Origin of the sequence: Mucilaginibacter pedocola (assembly GCF_002013915.1) — a bacterium.
GTDB lineage: Bacteria > Bacteroidota > Bacteroidia > Sphingobacteriales > Sphingobacteriaceae > Mucilaginibacter > Mucilaginibacter pedocola.
Window position 1 is genome coordinate 13,627 of record NZ_MBTF01000034.1, and the last position, 20,998, is coordinate 34,624.

The window sequence follows — 20,998 nt, forward strand, 5'->3', positions numbered from 1 at the left end:
TGCACCGATTCCACAGTTTTTTTTGATTTCACCGATTTAGAAAACTCTGTCATCTCGAGGGAAGCGAAGCGACGAGAGATCTTGTACGGCTGTGAATGAACGCTTTGCATTACCGTCACGCATGAGCGCCTTGCAAATCCAACAAGTTTTCTCTTCGCCCCACCTCGCACTTTCCGTCCCTCCTACTCATCGAAATGACAAAACGGGCATGAGTTTGCCTACCCTATCAACTTCAAAAGTTCCTCATCACTTATGATAGGGATATTCAGTTTCGTTGCTTTCTCCAGTTTGGCGGGGCCCATATTGTCGCCGGCTACCAGGTAGTTTAGTTTGGCAGATATACTGCTCAATATTTTGCCGCCGTTTTGCTCAATGATGTCCTTCAACTCATCGCGCGAGAACTTCTCGAAGGTGCCCGAGATGATAAAATTTTGGCCTGCTAATTTATCGCTCGCCAGGTTCACTTCGCGCTCTACCGCTACAAACTGCAGGCCCGCTGCTTTTAGTTTTTCAATTTCTTCGCGATGGCTTTCGTCGGCAAAGTAATCTACAATGCTTTGGGCTATGCGGCCACCAATTTCTTCGGCTGCGGTTAGCTCTTCTACCGAAGCCGCCATTAGCTTATCGATAGTTTTAAAATGCGCCACCAGCTTTTTGGCAACAGTTTCGCCCACATAGCGAATACCCAAACCGAACAGCACTTTCTCAAACGGCTGCTCTTTCGACTTATCGATACCATCCAGCATGTTATTGATGGATTGCTCACCGAAACGGTCCATTTGCTTTAGTTCGGCAGTATGTGCGCGCAGCAAATACAGATCGCTAATGTGGCGAATGAAATTGCGGTTGTATAGCGTATTAATGGTTTCGTCGCCCAGCCCGTCTATATTCATGGCTTTGCGGCCGATGTAGTGCTGCATTTTTCCCACTATTTGCGGCGGGCAGCCCTCATCATTAGGGCAATAGAACGCCGCCTCGCCTTCCTGCCTCAACAGTTCGGTATGGCAGGCAGGGCAATGCGTAATGTATTTTATCGGCTCGGCATCGGGCTTGCGCTTATCCAAGTTTACGCTGATTATTTTCGGGATGATCTCGCCGCCCTTTTCTACAAACACGGTATCGTGTTCGTGCAGTTGCAGGCGCACCATTATCTCATCGGCATTGTGCAGGGTAGCTCGTTTTACGGTTGTACCTGCCAACAGTACCGGCTTCAAGTTAGCCACCGGTACAACCGCACCGGTGCGGCCCACCTGGTAGGTAACGGCAAGCAGTTCGGTCTCTACTCTTTCGGCCTTAAATTTATAGGATATGGCCCAGCGCGGCGATTTAGCCGTGAAGCCCAATTCCTGTTGTTGCGAGTAGTTATTTACCTTGATAACAATACCATCAATATCGTAACTGAGGTTATGGCGCTCGGTATCCCAATGGTTAATAAACTCCAGCACGCCATTAATATCGCTCACCAAACGGCTATGGTTATCTACATGGAAGCCCCAGCTTTTTACGGCCTCAAGGCTTTCCCAATGGGTTTTAAATAAGGTTTTCTCGGTATACAATCCATACAGAAAGCAATCCAGCGGACGGCGGGCCACCTCGGCAGAATCCTGCAGTTTCATGGTGCCCGATGCAAAGTTGCGTGGATTAGCGTAGGGCACCTCGCCGGCATCAACACGCTCTTTATTCAATCGTTCAAAAGCCTTCAGGTGCATAAACACCTCGCCACGAATCTCGAACAGCGGCGGGTAATCGCCTTTGGCCAATTTCTTAGGGATAGTATGAATGGTACGCACATTGGTGGTCACCTCATCGCCCTGGGTACCATCGCCACGGGTAACGGCACGGGCCAGTTTGCCATCCTCGTAGGTAAGGCTCATGGATAGCCCGTCGAACTTCAGTTCGCATACGTACTCAAAATTATCGCCAATGGCCTTGCGGATACGCTGGTCGAAGTCTATCAGTTCCTGCTCGTTGTAAGTATTGCCCAACGAGAGCATGGGCCAGCGGTGCTTAACGGTTACAAACTCTTTGGTGATATCGCCTCCCACCTTTTGCGTAGGCGAATCGGCATCCAAAAATTCCGGAAACTCTTTTTCCAGTTTACTCAATTCTTCAAGTTTCTGGTCGAATTCGTAATCGGATATAGTAGGCATGGCCAGCACATAGTAGTTGTAGGTGTGCTGTTTAAGTTCGGTGGTAAGCTCCTCTATTTTCTGTTTAGCTTGGTTAGGCTGCATGTAGCGAAGATAGATGTTTTAGTTTGAATGAATATCGAATAATAAACACCGAACGCCGAATTTTGAAGTTTTTTCCTTCATTATTCGGCGTTCGAAATTCGATGTTCGATATTAAAAAATTAATACTTCACCGTCACCACCACCGGGTAATGGTCTGATGGCAGGCGACCGTGGTAGGTATTGGTAAGGATACCGTAACGGGTTACTTTAAAGCGCTTGGTCACGAAAATATGATCGATGCGTTTGTCGCCGGCAGTGTTTACATCGTAGCCATTGTAGGTGTTCGACGGTGCCAGTTTTATAGGCGAAAGCTCGTAACTATCGCGCAGCAACCCCGAAGTATTCATCAACGTATAGCTTTCGTTAGTTTGGTCGACATTAAAATCGCCGGTTACGATGGTAGGCGTATTGCCGGCCATGGCTTTTATCTTCGCCATAATCAGTTTGGCGCTCTCGCGGCGGGCTATGACGCCAATATGGTCCATATGCAGGTTGAAGAAGTTGAACACCAGCCCGGTTTTCAACTCTTTAAATTGTGCCCAGCTGCATATACGAGGCAGAGCAGCGTCCCAGCCTTTGTTAGGTTTATCGGTTACCTCGGCCATCCAAAAATTGCCCGATTTAAGCACCTTAAATTTATCGGCACGGTAAAATATGGCCGAATGCTCGCCGCCGTGTTTGCCGTCGTCGCGACCGGCACCAAGCCACTTATAGCCTGGCAGGCTATCATTCAGTTGGGTTAACTGGTGGTATAAACCTTCCTGTGTACCAAAAACGTCTAACTCATTAAAGCGCACTATCTTGGCTATGTTAGGGTAACGCGCTTTCCAGCCATTGCCGGCTATCGAGTCGTCTTTACTATCGTAACGGATGTTATAGGTGCCTACATTGAGTTGCTGCGCTTGGGTGAAAGTTGCCGTTGCAGTTATTAATAGCAGGATGAGGAGGAGTTTGGTTTTCATAATGGGATGGATATTGGGCAAAGGTAAAAACTTTAGTCCGAAAGACGGGAAGACCGAAAGTCCGAAGAAGAAAAGTAAAACCTCGAAGAAAAATCATCCGTCTTTCGGACTTTCCGACTACAGACTATGGACTTCCCTACACCTCCCCTTCTCTCTTCCTCAAAAACCACTCGGCACTTAGCAACACCACCAGCAGTGCGAATATCCATTTCAGGGATATCATATCGCTGTAGTGCTTGTCTTCGTAGGATACTGTTTTGATGTTCTCATTCTTGCGGATGAGTTCGGCCAGTTTACCGATCTGTGCGGGCAGCAACATTTGCCCACCCGAGCGTTCTGCCATGGTTTTGAGCAGGCGGTGGTTGGCAGTACTTTGGCGCGCCTCCAGGTTAAGCTGTTTCACCGTAAGCTGCCCGTTGGCGGTGTATTGCTGCTTGCCATTTTTGGCCGTGGCCGAATAGCTGTATTCGCCCACCGGCAGCGTGCCTGCATTTAGCTGGTAGCTTTGCCCGCTGCGGGTAAACAAAAAACTATAGCTTTTGCCATTGCTGTTTTTAAGAGCAATGCGTACATCTGGGGTATTCACCAGTTCCAAGGCATCGTTATACAACTCGGCGTTCAGTAAAACATTCTCACCCTCGTCAAATACGTTTTTGGCGGGGTAAACCCTAAAGCGTTCGCGGTTAGCGTTGGCCGTTAGGTATTGCACGCATTGGCCAAACAGCTCTTCCATAGCGCTGTGGTTGCCATACTCGCGGTACTCTGCCAGTTGCCAGCGCCAAATGCCCTCGGCCGTAAGTACGCCTATGCGGCGGCCGCCCTCGTCGCCAAAAGCCAGCAGTGGGTAAGTAGTGGGCACATTGCCTATTTTCTGCCTCAGTAACACCGATGCGTTGGGTTGCGCTGAGTAAGTGCCATAGGCGGCCAATAAAGGCGGCAGTTTGGCAATTTTCTGTTGGGTAGAATCGCTTAGCGTAAAAGCCGTGAACGATGGCTGCGGCTGCGCGAATACCTCTTGCGTATCATCGCGGTTGGCGCTGGCCTGTACCACTTTCTGCGCGCGGTTAAATGCGGTTACATCCGCCTGTGTGCCGCCAATGAACCATAACGGTATTTTAGCTGCCAGCACCGGCTGCACCTTGGTATAGCTCCCGGCCGATAGCTGGTACAAAATAGCCATACTGTAATCGCCGGTTATTAAAGTGCCGATATCCGCAACAAGGCTTGTCTTTACTTCAAAATTCTTGTTGCTCTCTACCGATTGCTTTATGGCGCTTATATCGGGGTGCGGCCCATCATACAGCAGCAATATCTTCTGCCTTGCGTCCAGCACCTCCACATAAAAGGTTTCAGTATTATTTTGTACCGATAGCTCGTTCTTCAAGGGCGCAAGGCTTACAGTGAATTTGCGTACGCCTTTTTTATCGGCATTCAATTTTAACGGTATTACTTTTTTAAACGCCGGTGAGGTGATACGGATGCTTTCGCTATGCACCTGCCGACCGTCTTCGGTAACGGTAAGTTGCATGTTATCGCCATTGCTTTGGTAGGCTTCGGCAAGTATCTCTACCTCAAAATCGTTACCCAGGTAAGCTGTTTTATTATAGCTTACGTTGCCAATAAGCAAGTCGCGGCGCGGAGTGGTATCGCCAAGGGCTATGGTGTAAATGCTGGTTTTAATATTGCGGGCCTCGTATTGCGGGTCGGCACCCAGGTTGTAAAGGCCGTCGGTAGCCAATATTAAAGCACCAATGTTTTGGTTTACAAAGCGGGTGTTCAGTTGCTGCAGGGCCGATGATATATCGGTTTGCTTGCCATTGAAGGTGTTTGACAAACCATTGTGCAGGGCTTTATCGAAGTTGTACTCGTGCACCTCGTAGCCATCGCCAAGTTGTTGTTTAAGGGCATCGCCCCAATTATTGGGCAGCGAAGCACCGGGAAATAATTTTACCGATTCGGAATTATCCTGCGCTATCAGTATCAGCGGTTTCTGCGGCTGGTAACTTACCGATTTGATGAGCGGCGAAACCAGCAGCAAACCCAACAGCGTAACCACCACAGCACGCAGGGCGAACAGTCCGTAGCGCGCCGCCTTACCCAATTGCACCGGCTGGCGGTACATTAGCCAGGCATAAGCCAGCCCAAGCACAAAGCAGGCAGGCACCCACCACCCCGAAACAGAACCCCAGGTGACAGACATATTAGCTAACGGTGAGTGGTGAATAGTGAGTAGTTCGCATTAAAACCATACCCGCAAAATGCGAAAATATTGTGGAATGGGTTCAATTAATTTTAATGCGGATAGGCCCTTTAATGTTATCCACATCCACCGGCTGCCCTTTCTGCGTGATAATTACCTTGCCTGTTTTGTGCAAGTCAACAGCCGCATCCCTTACCTCTTGCATATGTTTACGCCAATTGGCAGGGAATAATTCGCGCGCTATCTCTGATGGGCAGGTGCTTTTATCGGGCCCGCGTTGGGTGGCTTTGGCGAGGATGGTTTGAGGGATGTTGGGCATGAACCGATGAACAATTAAGCAAGGGAGTTGTTCATTAGTTGCCTCCTTACACTCCCTAATTTAGTATGTTTGATAAAACAGCAAACTTATGACGAATAGTATTATAGCCATAAAAGGCGAACATCTTAACCGTGCAGCCGAGATATTTGAGGCGTTCGGGTATGTAGGCCAGCCCAATGATCTGAACTTCGGAAAATTAGAAGAACTGTACGCGTACTGCTCATCTAACATGGACAACTTTTCGGACCAGGAGATCAGCTTACGCGGAATTTGGCAGGATAACGGGTGGACCATCATCTTCGACCCTGAAACTATCGACTTTGCCAATGAGGAAGCCTTAAGCAAAATTTCCGGCTTACTTGGTTCGGAAGTATTTACTTTCGTCATTCAGACTACTTCCGGTTCGTTCGGCTTTTCAAAATATGCCCCGACTAACCTGCGCTCTTTTTTCTCGAGCGGACGCATAGTTGACCCTAACTACGGGACACCGTTGCCAGAAGAAGAAGGGTTAAATATCAACGAGCAGGTTTTTATTGACGATATTACCAGCCTTGCCGGCAAACTGGGAATAGACATTGAGGGCCAAAAAGCAAAAAACATTACCTTAAAACAATTAGGCTATAGCGATCAATTGAAGAAAGAACTGGAAGCTTTCGAATCGCCAACGGAACAGCGATCGCCAACGGCGGAAGCCAAGCCCTGGTGGAAGTTTTGGTAGGCGTTGAGGCTTAATTATTTTCGTCGGGTTCCTCCACGTATTTAATTCCACGCGCCACGAAAAAGCACCGCCTCATCAGGCATCCACGCCTGGATGGACGCGTGCAATTGTTGGGTACCAAACAAAAAAGCCAAAAGCTATTACTAACTTTTGGCTTAAATATTTCTTCTTTAGACTTTCAGCTTCAGGCTTACAGCTTATTAGAGCATCCCGCCGTCAACAGGTATTACCTGCCCGGTGATGTACGCTGCCATATCCGATGCCAGGAAAACGCAGGCGTTAGCTACGTCTTCTACTTCGCCGGCACGTTTCAATGGTATACCCGCTGCCCAGCCTTCTACCACTTTAGGGTCTAAAACGTCGGTCATTTCAGTGCGGATAAAGCCCGGGGCCACCACATTGGTACGGATACCGCGTGAACCTAATTCTTTGGCTACCGATTTAGAAAAACCTATTATACCTGCTTTTGAAGCCGCGTAATTGGCCTGGCCGGCGTTACCCTGCACACCCACTACCGAACTCATGTTGATGAACACACCCTGGCGTGCTTTCATCATAATTTTAGAAGCCGCTTTGGTTACGTTGAATATAGATTTCAGGTTCACGTCCAACACTTCGTCCCATGCTTCTTCGGTCATGCGCATCAGCAGGCCGTCTTTGGTAATACCCGCGTTGTTTACTACGATATCCAGTTTGCCAAAATCAGCAACAATATCATTAACCAATTTATCGGCCTCGTCAAATTTCGAAGCATCGCTGCGGTAACCTTTTACCTGTGTGCCAAAGCTTTGCAGTTCGGCCTCCAGCGCCTGCCCTTTTTCTACCGACGATAGGTAGGTGAAAGCCACATTAGCGCCGTGCTCGGCAAATTTCTCCGCTATTTTACGGCCTATACCTTTAGACGCACCTGTGATCAGCGCGGTTTTTCCTTCTAATAATTTCATAATTTAAGTATGAGTTTATGGTTGGCGAAGGTAGCGAATAAGTTAGAAAGTCTAAAGTGTTGAGTTGGAAGTCTCAAGTGATGCGTCAAAAGCCCCAAGTCTAAAACAATTGAGCGGGCTCAATACACACGTAACTTCTTTACTTCAGACTAAAAACTTCAGACCTCCGACTCAATCAGCGTCTCTCACCCAGGGCACTTCGCCGGTGAAATGAATGGTACTGTCGGCTTCGTCGACTTTAAAATCCCAGCGGATGGTGTCTTTGGCATTGTGATGCACGTCCGAGCAGGTAATGGAAATGTATGCCGAAACTGCATTTGCAAAAGCCTGTTTTGGTATCAGCGTTAAAGCCACTGTCCGTAATATCAAAATGTTTTACCTCGGGCGAGCCGCCGTCTTTGTTGTGATAGGCTACCAGGCCTTCGCACATCAGCCAATAGTTATGCGTGCCTGGTTCGCCGAAAAGTTGTTTTAAAAACTCGGCAATGTTTATTTGCCCTTTAGCCAACTGAACGAACAAACCCTGAGCTATGGGCAGCGAGAACTTTTCTCCCATCATTAGTAGCCGATATATTTTTTAGGGATGGGGTTGGTTTTGCTTTCGCCATCATAAAACCAGCCTATTATCCAAAATCGGGTTCCATCGTTGTAAAGTTCGATGCTGTTAATGCCGCGTTCTATCACGGGGCCATCAGCAGTATTACGGCTTTCGTAAGTACTCCATACATGGTAAATACCGCCGAATTGCTCCACCTTGCGGCCTATCTCCTGTTCTACAAAACCATCTTTGGCAAGAAACTCGTCGCTGCTTTTGTGGAAGTCTTTCAGGGTTAAATATTCTAGCGCTTTGCCGCCGTCTTTCTTGGGGCGGATGTAGCCGCAGCGCGCATCGGGTATGTGCAGGCAGCTATCGCGTTGGTAGCTGGGTTTCTCGCCTTTTTTAACGGTGACTACATCGTAAAAGGCTTTAATGATGCCATCGAGCGTGCCTACATTATCGCCGTATTGGGTTTTCACCTGTGCCGATGCCGGGCTGATGGAGGCTATGCTGGTTAGTAGCGCAAGGAAAAATATCTTCTTCATTTGGATGCGGTTTTGATATGGCTAAGATAGTATATTCGTTAAATTGAATATGCGAAACCTTGCCTTACTACTTTGTTTTTTAATGCTTGTCGCCTGCGACACTAAAAACCGTCGCAAGGAACAATTATTGCAAGCCAAATTAGCTAAATTGCGCCTGGCGGCCGACTTTAAACCTCTCGACGAAGCAGAAGCATACGACTTTATAAACCGCTACTATTTACCCCGGCTGGATACATTGCCTTACAAAGGCAAAATTTACATTCATCCGCTGCAGGGAAAAGACTTTGACGCAATCTTTAAGACAGAAAGCCTGAAACTCACACAAGACACCCAAGGTATAAAAAAGCACCCGGACGAGGTAATTTTACCCGCTCCACCCGGTTTTTATGATACTACCCGTACATGGGACGCAAAAAGGTTTCGAAATATCCGGGTGATACCCGATTCTTTGATCGTGAGTACGAGCATAAGGGGGGATGATCTTACAGAGCGCCTTAAATTATGGCGAAAAAGATTTGAATGGGGATATGTCTCGATCTCTTATCCGCAGTATAATCCACATACCAAAATACTTGTTCTCAGAGAGTGGATAGAAAACGGAGACTGGTGCGGCACCGGCCGCGAGCAGGAATTTTGGTTCAAGAAAACACCTGGTGGCTGGCGCATACTGTCGAGGAATTAAAACTACTAATAAACCAATGCCAGGGGCCCATCTTTAGCCACTAACACCGATGAACCCGGCATGGCACCGGGCAACAGTTCGGCTATAAATTTGCCGTGCAGCAAAACTGCCACCTCAATATCGCCTTCTTTGCTTTCGTCCCATTCGCAGGTAATGTCCGCTTCTGTGCTCATTGGTGTTACGGCTGTATCGGATTTGAGGTATTCCGCAGGATTCAGGGCTGGCCCATCGTCGGTATTCAGAAAAGAAACAGTTGGTGCAGGCAGGCGGTTGTACAGCCACACATCAGATACAACATCATCATAAAACGTAAGGTAGGCATAAGCCACCCTGCCGTCGTCCTCTATTTTCAGGGCGTAGGCCTTATCGAAGGGGCAGGGTATGTTAATACTAAATTGCGGCATGGCTTACAGATTTTCCTGGTATTCTTTCTGTAGTTCTAAAAGGCAATTGGCGCAGAGGCAGCCATCGTATAATTCGCTTACATATTGCACCTCGTTTATACTCAATTGCACGGTACTGCACTGGCATTTGGTGTAGGCATTAGCCTTACACTCGAACGGGTTTTGGCAACGTTCGCAATGCAGTACTTCGTGTTTCGCTGAGGTGATCATGTTGTGAGTCCGCAAGTCCGAAAAGTCGGGAAGTCCGGAAGAAATATTTTTGTTCGAAGGTCGGAAAGATAAACGGGGATTTTATCACCGTAAGGTAAAAGGAAGATGGTGCGCCTGTGTGATGGTTATTAGGTGGCACCTACGGAGCCGGGTTTCCGATTCCCCCAATTTACAAACACGGTACTCCTAACGGAGTGGGGAATGTAGCAAAATAAACGCTGTGGGCGTCATAAGAGGAGGGTATCATATTTAAATCAGCCCGCCAAACGCTAAATTAGCGCCGGCTAACACCCCAGCGGGGTATCGTGTTTATAGCAACCCAATCCATTAGTTCTTAAGGCTCCGTTAGGTGCCGCCTACTTTGCGCAACTCGGCACAACATTATTTTCATTCCACAATTGCCTTAAGCCTTCAGAATAACTATTTTGCAGCCACTACCAATACCTGCTTATGAGAAAAGTCTTCGCTGCATTGCTGCCCGCTGTTGTTTTAATTTCGGGGAGCTTTACCACCATTAAGCCCAAACCCGTAAAGGCAAAAGCCCAACGCCCCAACATCGTGGTGATACTGGCGGATGACCTCGGTTTTTCGGACATTGGCTGCTATGGCGGCGAAATACATACACCTAATATCGATTACCTGGCCAAAAATGGCTTGCGTTACCGTCAATTCTACAATACCTCGCGCTGCTGCCCTTCACGTGCATCGCTGCTTACGGGTCTGTACAATCACCGCGCCGGCATTGGCGAAATGACGGATGCCGAAGACGCCCCCGGCTACAAGGGCCACCTCGCCGAAAATACCGTTACCCTTGCCGAAGTACTTAAAAGTGCCGGTTACCAAACGGGTATGGTGGGCAAATGGCACGTATCTAACACCACGGTGCAAAGCACACCGCAGACCCAGCAGGCATGGCTGAACCACCAGGCCACCTATGGCGATTATTCGCCGCTGGCTCAATACCCTACCAACCGCGGCTTCGATAAATACTACGGCAACATTTGGGGCGTGGTAGATTTTTTTGACCCGTTCAGCCTGGTTAATGGCACTAAACCCGTTACCGAAGTACCCAAAGGCTATTACCATACCGATGCGATAAACGATACCGCTTCTGCCTATATCAAAGGTTTCGCCAAGGCAAAACAGCCCTTCTTTTTATATGTGGCACACACCGCGCCCCACTGGCCGCTGATGGCCTTGCCGCAAGACATTGAGAAATATAAAGACACCTATAAAGTTGGCTGGGATAAAATTCGCGAAGCACGCTATAAACGCATGGTGGCTATGGGGCTCATCGACCCTAAAACCACCAAATTATCACCCCGCTGGAAACCCGAACTCACCTGGGATGCCAACCCCGATAAAGAATGGGACGCCCGCGCCATGGCCGTTCACGCTGCCATGATAGACCGTATGGATCAGGGCATAGGCCGCATTATGGCCACGCTGAAAGCCACCGGGCAACTGGATAATACCATCATCGTCTTCCTGTCGGATAATGGCGCCAGTCCCGAAAATTGTACCGCCTACGGCCCCGGTTTCGACCGCCCCGACCAAACCCGCGACGGACGCAAGATCGTTTACGATATGAATAAAAAGGTGTTACCGGGCGATGAACTATCTTATGCTTCTATAGGGCCGCGCTGGGCCAACGTGGCTAATACGCCTTATCAATTTGCCAAGGCCGATTCGTACGAGGGCGGGGTGCATACACCTATGATAGCCTTTTGGCCAAAAGGCATTACTGCCAACAAAGGCGGCTACAGCAACCAGCTTGGCCACGTGATGGACTTTATGAGCACATTTGTTCAACTGGCGGGTGCCAAATATCCGACTACTTACAACGGGCGCGGTATCAGCGCTACAGATGGCATAAGCCTTGCGCCATCGTTCAGCGGCGGTAATAAGGGGCACAACGCTTTGTTCAATGAACATTTCGGCGCGCGCTACGCCCGTGTTGATAATTGGAAGGCCGTAGCGAAAGGCAACGAGAAAGAATGGCACCTATACGACCTGGCTACCGACCGCACCGAACTGAACGACCTTGCCGCAAACAACCCCGGTAAAGTAAAAGAGCTGGACAGCCTGTGGAACAATTGGGCAAAGGCCAACAACGTGTTCCCGAAACCTAAAAAAGGCAAATAACCTATCACCAATATGAAAAGACTTTTAGCCGCATTGCTGTTATTAAATTGTTTTGCCGCGCAAGCTCAACTAAAGCCAACAGGCATTTTATCGGACATTAAAAATGCGACAGCAAAAAAGACAAAAGGGAGCTGGGTAGTCAGCGCGCAAAACAACAACGCTGCTGTCGAACTGAACTTCGGAACGCAAACTTACGTGGGTGTAAGCCGCATGGAAGATAAATGGTACGTGCTACCGGCCAATGCCCCAATGGGAAAAATTACCGCTAATACCAATTTATGGGTATTGCCACAAAATGCCTTATCAAAAGATAACTCCTACCTCATCAAATTATTCTCCGGCGATTCGTTAACGGTGGCTGCCGAAAATGGCGGGCTAAAAGTAACCGTATATGCTAAAAAGTTTGAGCTGCACTCGGCCGAAACCCGCCCTCATAGCGATTGCTTTAACAACCGTTACACCATCGGCATAAATGATGGCGAAGCCCTTGCCAACGCATTGGCAGGCTTTTATTGGGGCACCATGCTGCAATCGGTAATAGAGAAAACCAAAGCGAAGAGCTATCCCTACTCCAGCGGCTATGTTATCAGCACACTAAACCCCAAAGCCTACGCCGGTTCCTACCCCGATGTTGACCATGAGTTCCAGATAAAAGGGAGGCTGGCTTTTGGTTCCGATGTGGATATCGATGTGGTGAAACGCATGATAGAACTACAATTCAAACTGATGCAGGATGACCCCGAAGGTTTATTTCGTAACCCCTGCTCGGTACAGCCCAGCGGCGAGCGCGAGTATCATATCCGCCGGAACAGCCAAAACAATAAGTCGAACGCCAACATGTTTTTACTGACCGGTAATATGGAGGTGCTCGAAGAATCATTCAATTATTTTAAAGCTACCAAAGACTCTACCTGGCTCGGTAAAAACATCATCAATCTGGAAAATGCCGCATCACTCACCATTGCCAATACCGACCAGTACGGACGCGTGTGGTCTGATGTATATTACGAAGACCAGGTAATGAAGGATGGGCGCGAAACCATGTCGGGCGCCTTGGCGGCATATACTTTCCAATTATTGGCCCAAATGGAAAGCATCCTGAATCGGGGCGATAAGTCGGCTTACTACACTGAGTTTTCCAAAAAAATTGCCCGGCAACTGGTGCAACCCCTTCCACAAGGTTTTTGGGACGAAAAAGAACAGCGCTTTGTAGATTGGGTAGACCGCAGCGGCGTTAAGCATAACCACGTGCACTTATTGGCTAATATATTGCCCGCCATGTTTGGCTATACCACCGAAGCGCAAGTGGGTGCCGTTAACCGTTTGATAGATGATAAACTGTCCGAGTTTCAACGCTTCCCGAGCTTTATATCATCGGACGTGGCGGCTTACGATAAGTATGAAATTGGCGATGGCGGCCCTTACGACCTTTGCGCCGCCGGCCGCTACTGGTGGTGGGATGCCTCGTACTGGAAATGGCGCAACAACAACGGCCTGCTGGCCAAACAACTCAAAACCGTAGCGTTGGAAGCCGTTAAAGATTCGTTTTACATGGGCGAACGTTATGATATGGACCATGTATATTACGTTGACAAAAAGGATTGGCACGGTGCCGACATGTACTATGAGTCCCCCTGCGTTTATACATCTGTTTTGATAGATAACTACCTGGGCATTCAGCACTCCCTAAATGCCGATCTGGCCATTAAACCAAACGTAAATGGCTACGGAACTATCGAGTTTACAAATCCACTATACAACATACGCTACACCATCAGCGAGAAAGGTTTTAAACTAAAGAACCTTTCAAACAAGCCGCGGAAGTTCGCGGTAGACCTTTCGGCTGTTTTTAAAGGAAAGCAATTAAAGGTTGCCGAGGGATCAAAACAAGATACTAGAGGCGCGATACTGCTATCTGCAAACGAAGAAGTAGCATGGGCCATAGAGAAATAATTGGGCATCAACCTAACAAAAAAAGCGCCTGTTCATCAATCATGAACAGGCGCTTTTTTTGACGAACTATTTCTGTAGAAAGGCCGGCAAGGCTATGTTATAGCCTGCTCCTGCATTTCAGCGTCTTTCTTCCCAAGCGGCTTGCGGTGCCAATAAGTTGCCAGCAAGCTGCCGGTAACGTTCATTAAGGGGCCAAATACAGCAGGTGCCAAACCCACTGTGGCCATTTTGCCCATCTCTTTGGCCAGGCCCGATGCCAGTCCGCCGTTTTGCATGCCCACCTCTATAGCCATGGTGCGGCAATCGCGTTCGTCCATTTTAAAGAGGCGGCCCGCCCAGTACCCAAGCGTGTAGCCCAGCAGGTTATGCACCAGTACTACCAACACCAGCATTGCGCCTATATTCAACAAACTTGCCCTTCCTGCGGCAGTGATCACAACAATTATCAGGGCAATGCCGGCCATAGATACAATAGGCATGGCCACCTCCAGCCATTTGGCTTTTTTCAGTAAATATTTATTGAACAGTATACCTGCTCCTATGGGGATAATTACCATCTTGAAGATATCCCACATCATGTTCAGCACATCAATTTTGATGAACGCACCGCCCAGCAGCTTCATCAGCAAAGGCGTAAAAAAAGGCGCCAGCATAGTAGATACCGCAGTAATGGTGATAGATAAAGCCAAATTAGCCTTGGCCAAATAGGATATTACATTAGATGCCATGCCATTTGGCGAACAGCCGATAAGGATGATACCCGCAGCAATTTCGGGCGGGAAACCGCTTAGTTTGGCCAGCGTAAAACCCAGGCCCGGCATGATCAGGAAATGGCTGAACACGCCGATAAATACGCCCTTGGGCATCTTTAGTACACCCGCAAAATCTTCCACCCCCATTGATGTCCCCATACCGAACATAATGATCTGGATGAGCGGCGTGATCAGTATAGACAGCTTTACGCCATTTACACTGATAAAGTATTGCGGATAATAAAGTGCAGTAGTTACTGCGGCAAAAATGATGAGCGTATACGAGAAACCCTTAAGCGCCTCGAACCCGCGGAAAGCGATAGAAGTTAGTATAAACGCGGCTATAAACAATGGACCGGCATGTGCAATACCGCCGCCAATGCTAAGCCCAACGGCAGCGAATAAACTGATGAAGGCCAGCGCAGCCAGCACGAGGTAAATGTTTATCTTTTTCATTTTGGTGTGAGATAGGTTTAAATGAATGATAGTTTTTTACCAGGTACGTTTTTGCATGAACTCCTCCAACTGCTGGCGGGTCATTTTCATTTCTTCGGGATGCTTGGCAAGCCATTTCATGAAGGCATCTTTTATGGCGGGTGTCCACTGGCTGTCTATTTCGCCGGTGGTGTAGGTGCCGGCTTTCAGCATCTCCTGCCCGAATTTGTCGCGCAAGCCTATGAACTCCGCAGTAGAAATTACTTTCTCGGCCAAATGCGCGGGGATGAACAGTACCCCTTCTTTCTCGGATATTACCAGATCGCCGGGTAGCACAATAGCATTGCCTATACGGATAGGGGTATTCAAACCCATCAGCACCATTTCTTCAAGGTACGAAGGGTCGAAATCGCGCACGAAGGCGTTGAAGCCCTCTATTTTGGCTAAGCCCGCCAGGTCGCGTGCGGCACCATCAAATATTACCCCGGCGCCCGATTTATTAAAAATGGAGTTACCCAAATTGTCGCCGATAAGTGTGCCAGCTCTTATTTTGCCGAAACCATCGGCCACATAAACATCGCCTTTGGTTAATTCATCTATCGGCCAGGCGTTAGTATTGCCTTTACGCCCCTGCGCTTTACCACGTTCTTTAATGTTCTTTTCTACATCAGGCCGCGATGGCATAAACATAGCGGTAACCGCTCGGCCAATTACCGGCTTATCGTTCACCGTTTTCCAGCCGCCTTCGAACTGATTGTTGTAGCCCTCGTTGCGCAGCACGGTCCAGGCTTCCTCAATGCCTATCGATTTTGCCCGTTCCAGCAAAGCATCGGGGAGCTTTGGCCGCCCATCTTTAAAGCGTTCCCCTTTCCATTCGGATGTATAAAACATCATCTCCTCCTTTGTTATAGTTTGCGCGCCTGCCCTGCCCGCAAACAACATAGCAGGTATCAGCAAGCCTAATGCAACAGCTTTTAGCTTCATATTTTGGTTTAATTTGGTTTTATAATTGGTGGTGCGGTGGTTCGTTTTCAAATACCCCTCTTGAGAGGGGCGCGAAAGACAGCGCGGCTGCAGGGGTGTGTTAGCGACTTTGCAAATGTAATATCGCATTGTGGCTAACACACCCTTCCTCCCCTCTCAAGAAGGGAACCGCACGGGCTTTTGCGCTTCTTCTTTTGGCTTTAGACTTTCACCATTCTGCTTTCCCCCGCACTATTTTCTTCAAATTTATTCGGTACTCTTTGGGGCGGTAGCAGGGGCTATGCCGATGCCGTTCAAATCGTATACTATTTTACCGGCGCGCATGGTTAGTTCGCATTCCAGTTTTTTGTTGGCTTCCATTTTAAAGCCCGTGTAGTCGAAAAAGCCGAATTTGCCTTCTCTTACATTTAGTATCGCTACATCTGCTTCTGCGCCAACACTTAGGTTGCCTAACTCTTCGCGTTTTATCTCTTTGGCAGGGTTTGATGTTGATGCTTGTATAACACTCTTCAGGTCCATCCCCATGGCCAAAAACTTCGACATAGTGGTGAGCATATCCTTCATCGCATTGTTCATGCTGCCGGTATGGATATCGGTGCTTATAGAATTTGGTAAAAACCCATCCTTAATTGCGGGTATGGCCTGCGAGTAAGCAAAGCTGATGCCGCCGTAACCCACATCAAAAATTATCCCCCGTTTGCGGGCTTCCCATACAAAGGGCTTCATTTTTTGGGTTTTCAGGTCAACAATGTATTCGCGGCCGTTTAACTGGCCAAAGCAATGCGTAAATATATCGCCGGGGCGCATGTGTTGCATAAACAATTCTTCCAGTGGCAGAGGCGGTTGTGCGCCGCCGAAGTCAACCATTACGGGTATACCGCCTGCTTGCTTGCCGGCCTCTACAGCGCGATCGATAGGTGCCCAATCGTGCCCGTCGTAGTGGGCCAATTTAAAGCCTACTACATATTTGCGGTATTTACGGGCCACCATGGCGCTCATTTTGGGGTCCATATCGTTCAGGTTTTGCTCGTACCCTCCGCGCATGCCTTCGCCTACAATATTAATAAAAGCCAACACACGCGTCTGCGATTCATCAATGGTTTGCTGCTTAAAAGTCGGGAATGTGCGCCAGCCCGAACTACCTGCATCAACTACCGTAGTTACGCCGTTACGGAAGGTAAAACCATCAGGAGGCAGTGCCAAATTACCGTTCTCGTACTGATGATCTGGCTGGGTGCCAAAAAAATTATGAGTATGTATATCTATCAGCCCGGGCGTAACGTATAGCCCCTTGGCATCTATAACCTGTTTAGCGCGGCTGCCATCAATACTTTTGGCTACCGCAGCAATTTTGCCATCGGTTATGGCCACATCCATCACCCCGTCTATATTATTCTTCGGGTCGATAACGTGGCCGCCTTTTATCACCACGGCATAGGTTTGCGCCTCTGCCCTGCCGAATAAAACCGCCATGGCCAGCATTAAAACATATATATTCTTCATCAACATCGTTCAAAAATTTTAAAATAGCATCCCCCGTTAAGCCTTTGTACAGGTAAAGGCCTTGCCACCGGATGCAAGAAAATAAATGATTTATCCCGCTCGGGTTTTAATGCTTAGGCTGTTACAGCTTTTTGTAATATCTCCTTCACACGGTTCGCTACCACATCTATCTGATCTGTACGTAAAAGTACTACGCCTATCTGCAGCGAGTCGCCTCTATGGTTGGCAACAATGCTTGGTGTGCCTGCCTTTAAGGCCGCTACCACATCTTTTGGCGTGGTGCGTATTTTAGCAGCATCCCAATTGACGAACAAGCTCGGGAAAGCATTTGCCGGCCCCGGATCTACCCAAGTTTTGGTTTTCACGGTTGGCAAGGTTTCCAGTTTGGTGCCAATGGTTTTAGTGCGCTGCAGCCAGTCTTCCCATTCCTTTTTATGATCGCGCTCGAGATACGATTTCAGCGCACAATACATACCGAACATCTCCTCTTTATTCACCTTCATGGGGCGGCCAATCGGCGCTTCGTTAGGGCTATGGTTTGCTCTTGCAGCGGTTATGAGGTCTTTACGGCCGAACAGTAATCCGGCGCTTTGCGGGCCGCGCATCATTTTACCACCCGAGAAGGTCACCAGGTCGAAGCCCATCTTTTGGAATTTGAACAGGTTCTCTACCGGCGGTACATCGGCGGCTGCATCTAAAAACGTAGGGATATTTTTCGCTTTGGCAACTTTCAAAAAGTTCTCGTGAGTAATGCTGCTTTTCTCGGCAGCGTTAAAGAACAGCGCCATTACCGTATTACTGTTGATGGCTTTTGCCATTTCGTCGGCACCGGTAACCTCAATAATTTTTGCACCGGTAGTGCTCACCGCCTGGTCGAACAGGTAGCGGTGCGTTTTCTGCATGATCACCTCGGGCCGCGGGCCGGGGTGGTTAGGCAGCATTTTTATTTTGGCTTCGTCGAGGCCGGTGATACAGGCAGCAGTACCCAATACCATGGCGCAGGCCGCGCCCGATGTTACCATGGCGGCTTCTACATGCAGCATTTCGGCGATCTTGCCACCTACTTTATCCTGCAGCTCGTACATATTAGCAAAATCCTTCGAGGTAGAATTAATAGCCTCCAGCACCTCGGGCAGCATTAGCGAACCTGACAGGAAAGTCATGGTAACCGAAGCATTGATCACCGGGGTTACGCCCAGTTCCTTAAACAGGTCGCGTTTGGGCGCATCGGCAGGCGTTGCTTCTTTGGTATGTATGGTTGAAGCCTTTGCAGCTATTGCCCCGGTAAACGGGAGAATAGAAAGGCTTTTGATAACGTTTCTGCGTTTCATTGTTTGTTGTAAATAGTAAGTTTAAAAACTTAGATGTAGGCGATGCAGTCCATCTCTACCAGCGAATCGCCGGGGACGCCGCCTTTTGCTACCGCTACGGTGGTGCGTACAGGTGGCTTTTTGCCGAAACGGCCTTTGTACACCTCGTTCATACCTTTGTAATCGGCAATATCATTCAGGTATACGTTCACCTTCAAAACCTTCTCCATCGACGAGCCTGCTTTTATCAGCTCGGCTTCCAGTTCTTTCAGTACGATCTCGGTATGCGCCTTTATCTCGAAGGGTGCTACGTGTGCACCTTTGCCGGCAACAAATACCATATTACCCAACTTGGTAGAGCCCGAAAACAAAGGCACATCATCCTGAGTGGTTACGTTATTCACTTCCTTTTCGTCGGCCAGTTGCGTATTTGCCTTTGCCATGCCGAATACAGAGATGCCTGCTATTGATGCCAGCATTTTTTTTACGATAGATCTTCTTTCCATTGCCTGGTTTTTTATGTTTTATAATGGTGTGTAGGTTTTAAATAACCCGCCGGGCCTGGTGCCCGGCGGAGTTATTATCCCAATTTAACTTAAAAGTTTCTCATCATGGTTTGTCCCACCACATACGGGTAAGGAACTCATCGGCACCCTGGCGGGCAATAGCGGCGTTGTAATTTTCGCCGTTAAGGTTTTGCTCGGTAGCAGGGTATAAAAACCTACGGAATATTTTACCGCCTGTTGCGTTACCCACGTAATTGTTAGGCACCAAAGCAGGGTAGCCTGTACGCCTATAGTTGGCAAATACCTCGGTAGCATTTGGGAATACGCCAACCCAAAACTGGGTATGTATTTGCTCCATTTGCTGTGCCGTGGTACCGGCAGTGTTCAGGGTATGGTATTTAATGTAGGTTGAAATTTGGTTTGCAGTAATGTTACCCGCACCCGAACCGAATAAGCTCCACTGCCTCATAGAAGCACTGATGCCTGCTTCGTACGATACACTTGCACTTGCACCGCTATACCAGCCACGCAGGGCAGCCTCGGCCAGCAAAAAGTTAGTTTCGGCGTTGGTGATGAGCAGGTAAGGGCTATTCAGTTGCAAAATGGTTGCAGGGTTTGGTTCTGAGTAAGTTGGGAAATCGGCTGGTTTTGTACCCAATTTTGCCGACATACCTTTTTGCACGGCAAACGATGTATCGGCCTTGCCACCTATCCATACTACCGACAGCACGCCCAAACGCGGGTCGTTATTAGCTTTCAGGTAGTCGATAAATACATCCTGGTACTTACCGCCCTCTACGTTACTGTTGCCATCTGCTTTAATATAATCAGAATTAAGCCAATTGAACGCGAGTGGGTTCTTATTGATATCCTGCCCCGCAGAAACATAGCCATTCACTTTGGCAACATCTGCATCGTTTAAAATAACGCCACCGGCAATAGCTTTTTTAGCCCAGGTTTCGGCAGCTGCAATATCAACCTTTGTCATGCGCATGGCAAGGCGCAGCATCAGCGAGTAGGCAAACTTCTTCCACTTAGGAACATCGCCCCCGTAGATCAGGTCGGCATTTCCAAAAGTTACTGTTTTAGTTGTGGTAAGTGCCGCGGCCGCTTCATCAAGTTCCTTCAGCATGTCGGCGTAAATGTTCTTCTGCTCGTCGTATTTAGGTTTATAGATAGCATCTGTATAACCTTTGCCTGCTTCCGAATAAGGTATGTCGCCATAAATATCGGTTACCCTACTGAAGCAATATGCACGCCATATACGCGCGGCAGATAACAGGTTCACCTGGTCGGCATTGCCCTGCACCTGTGCCATAACCTGCTGTATTTCATTTATTTCTTTTGGGTAAGCATTGTTAAACACACCCCACGATTGCCCGCTTTGTGCCAGTATGTATTTAGCACCAAAGCCGGCCACATCATTATAGCTTGTGGTATATTGCATAGTGCCGTGCAATAACTGCAGCACATCGCCTGCGCCATCTAACTGCGACTTTGAGAATACGAAAGCCGGTGTTGGGTTTGGCGAAGAGTTGGGGTTTGTATTAAGTGCTTCAAAGTTCTTGTCGCATGCCTGCAGCCCCATACAAGCAGCCAGGCAAACTGTAAAATATTTTAGGAAGTTTCTTTTCATGTCAATTGTTTCTTTAGT

Annotated in this window: 19 protein-coding genes; 4 read left to right on the forward strand and 15 right to left on the reverse strand. The window is 48.3% G+C overall.

The genetic code is table 11. The features are described from left to right. Nucleotides 1–218 precede the first annotated feature (218 nt). The 4 genes from ligA to BC343_RS20435 all read right to left on the reverse strand — a co-directional run bounded on the left by ligA (nt 219) and on the right by BC343_RS20435 (nt 5,715). Nucleotides 219–2,234, reverse strand: coding sequence for an NAD-dependent DNA ligase LigA (ligA, locus tag BC343_RS20420; RefSeq protein ID WP_078349665.1), 2,016 nt, complete (start codon nt 2,232–2,234; stop codon nt 219–221). Between the two features lie 119 nt (nt 2,235–2,353). Next, entirely contained in the window at nt 2,354–3,196 is an 843-nt protein-coding gene (locus tag BC343_RS20425; protein ID WP_078349666.1) for an endonuclease/exonuclease/phosphatase family protein, read from the reverse strand. A 136-nt stretch (nt 3,197–3,332) separates the two neighbouring features. Next, nucleotides 3,333–5,396 (reverse strand): vWA domain-containing protein, encoded by a 2,064-nt coding sequence (locus tag BC343_RS20430; protein WP_143822285.1) that lies wholly within the window; start codon nt 5,394–5,396, stop codon nt 3,333–3,335. An 82-nt stretch (nt 5,397–5,478) separates the two neighbouring features. Beyond that, nucleotides 5,479–5,715 (reverse strand): DUF3253 domain-containing protein, encoded by a 237-nt coding sequence (locus tag BC343_RS20435; RefSeq protein ID WP_078349668.1) that lies wholly within the window; start codon nt 5,713–5,715, stop codon nt 5,479–5,481. Nucleotides 5,716–5,803: 88 nt separating this feature from the next. Here BC343_RS20435 and BC343_RS20440 point away from each other — a divergent pair, with 88 nt between their 5' ends. Continuing rightward, entirely contained in the window at nt 5,804–6,433 is a 630-nt protein-coding gene (locus BC343_RS20440) for a hypothetical protein (RefSeq protein WP_078349669.1), read from the forward strand. A 200-nt stretch (nt 6,434–6,633) separates the two neighbouring features. Here BC343_RS20440 and fabG read toward each other — a convergent pair whose 3' ends face one another. From fabG to BC343_RS20455, 3 genes are all read right to left on the reverse strand, one after another. Then, nucleotides 6,634–7,377 (reverse strand): 3-oxoacyl-[acyl-carrier-protein] reductase, encoded by a 744-nt coding sequence (gene fabG, locus BC343_RS20445; RefSeq protein ID WP_078349670.1) that lies wholly within the window; start codon nt 7,375–7,377, stop codon nt 6,634–6,636. A gap of 238 nt (nt 7,378–7,615) precedes the next feature. Further along, nucleotides 7,616–7,936, reverse strand: coding sequence for a hypothetical protein (locus tag BC343_RS20450; protein ID WP_078349671.1), 321 nt, complete (start codon nt 7,934–7,936; stop codon nt 7,616–7,618). Beyond that, nucleotides 7,936–8,460 (reverse strand): hypothetical protein, encoded by a 525-nt coding sequence (locus tag BC343_RS20455; protein ID WP_078349672.1) that lies wholly within the window; start codon nt 8,458–8,460, stop codon nt 7,936–7,938. The genes BC343_RS20450 and BC343_RS20455 overlap by 1 nt, the downstream gene beginning before the upstream one ends. Before the next feature lie 49 nt (nt 8,461–8,509). Here BC343_RS20455 and BC343_RS20460 point away from each other — a divergent pair, with 49 nt between their 5' ends. After that, a complete protein-coding gene (locus tag BC343_RS20460) occupies nt 8,510–9,142 on the forward strand; it encodes a hypothetical protein (RefSeq protein ID WP_143822286.1) in 633 nt (210 codons plus the stop codon). Between the two features lie 5 nt (nt 9,143–9,147). Here the strand turns inward: BC343_RS20460 and BC343_RS20465 are convergent, their stop codons facing one another. Continuing rightward, nucleotides 9,148–9,546 (reverse strand): hypothetical protein, encoded by a 399-nt coding sequence (locus BC343_RS20465; protein WP_078349674.1) that lies wholly within the window; start codon nt 9,544–9,546, stop codon nt 9,148–9,150. A gap of 3 nt (nt 9,547–9,549) precedes the next feature. Next, the gene (locus BC343_RS20470; RefSeq protein ID WP_078349675.1) at nt 9,550–9,756 is read right to left on the reverse strand and encodes a cysteine-rich CWC family protein; all 207 of its coding nucleotides are present in this window, start codon (nt 9,754–9,756) and stop codon (nt 9,550–9,552) included. A gap of 450 nt (nt 9,757–10,206) precedes the next feature. Between BC343_RS20470 and BC343_RS20475 the strand changes: the two genes are divergently transcribed. Continuing rightward, nucleotides 10,207–11,901, forward strand: coding sequence for an arylsulfatase (locus BC343_RS20475; RefSeq protein ID WP_078349676.1), 1,695 nt, complete (start codon nt 10,207–10,209; stop codon nt 11,899–11,901). 12 nt (nt 11,902–11,913) lie between these two features. Continuing rightward, a complete protein-coding gene (locus tag BC343_RS20480) occupies nt 11,914–13,854 on the forward strand; it encodes a hypothetical protein (protein WP_078349677.1) in 1,941 nt (646 codons plus the stop codon). Between the two features lie 92 nt (nt 13,855–13,946). Here the strand turns inward: BC343_RS20480 and BC343_RS20485 are convergent, their stop codons facing one another. From BC343_RS20485 to BC343_RS20510, 6 genes are all read right to left on the reverse strand, one after another. Further along, the gene (locus BC343_RS20485; protein ID WP_202909829.1) at nt 13,947–15,062 is read right to left on the reverse strand and encodes a bile acid:sodium symporter family protein; all 1,116 of its coding nucleotides are present in this window, start codon (nt 15,060–15,062) and stop codon (nt 13,947–13,949) included. A gap of 36 nt (nt 15,063–15,098) precedes the next feature. Continuing rightward, entirely contained in the window at nt 15,099–16,025 is a 927-nt protein-coding gene (locus tag BC343_RS20490; RefSeq protein WP_078350091.1) for an RraA family protein, read from the reverse strand. A 246-nt stretch (nt 16,026–16,271) separates the two neighbouring features. Then, complete coding sequence (locus BC343_RS20495) at nt 16,272–17,528, reverse strand: amidohydrolase/deacetylase family metallohydrolase (protein WP_078350092.1); 1,257 nt, start codon at nt 17,526–17,528, stop codon at nt 16,272–16,274. A gap of 113 nt (nt 17,529–17,641) precedes the next feature. After that, nucleotides 17,642–18,859: an aminotransferase class V-fold PLP-dependent enzyme gene (locus BC343_RS20500; RefSeq protein ID WP_078349678.1), complete on the reverse strand. Its 1,218-nt coding sequence runs from the start codon at nt 18,857–18,859 to the stop codon at nt 17,642–17,644. A gap of 29 nt (nt 18,860–18,888) precedes the next feature. Beyond that, complete coding sequence (locus BC343_RS20505; RefSeq protein WP_078349679.1) at nt 18,889–19,344, reverse strand: RidA family protein; 456 nt, start codon at nt 19,342–19,344, stop codon at nt 18,889–18,891. Between the two features lie 103 nt (nt 19,345–19,447). Then, the gene (locus BC343_RS20510) at nt 19,448–20,980 is read right to left on the reverse strand and encodes a SusD/RagB family nutrient-binding outer membrane lipoprotein (RefSeq protein ID WP_078350093.1); all 1,533 of its coding nucleotides are present in this window, start codon (nt 20,978–20,980) and stop codon (nt 19,448–19,450) included. Between the last annotated feature and the right edge of the window lie 18 nt (nt 20,981–20,998).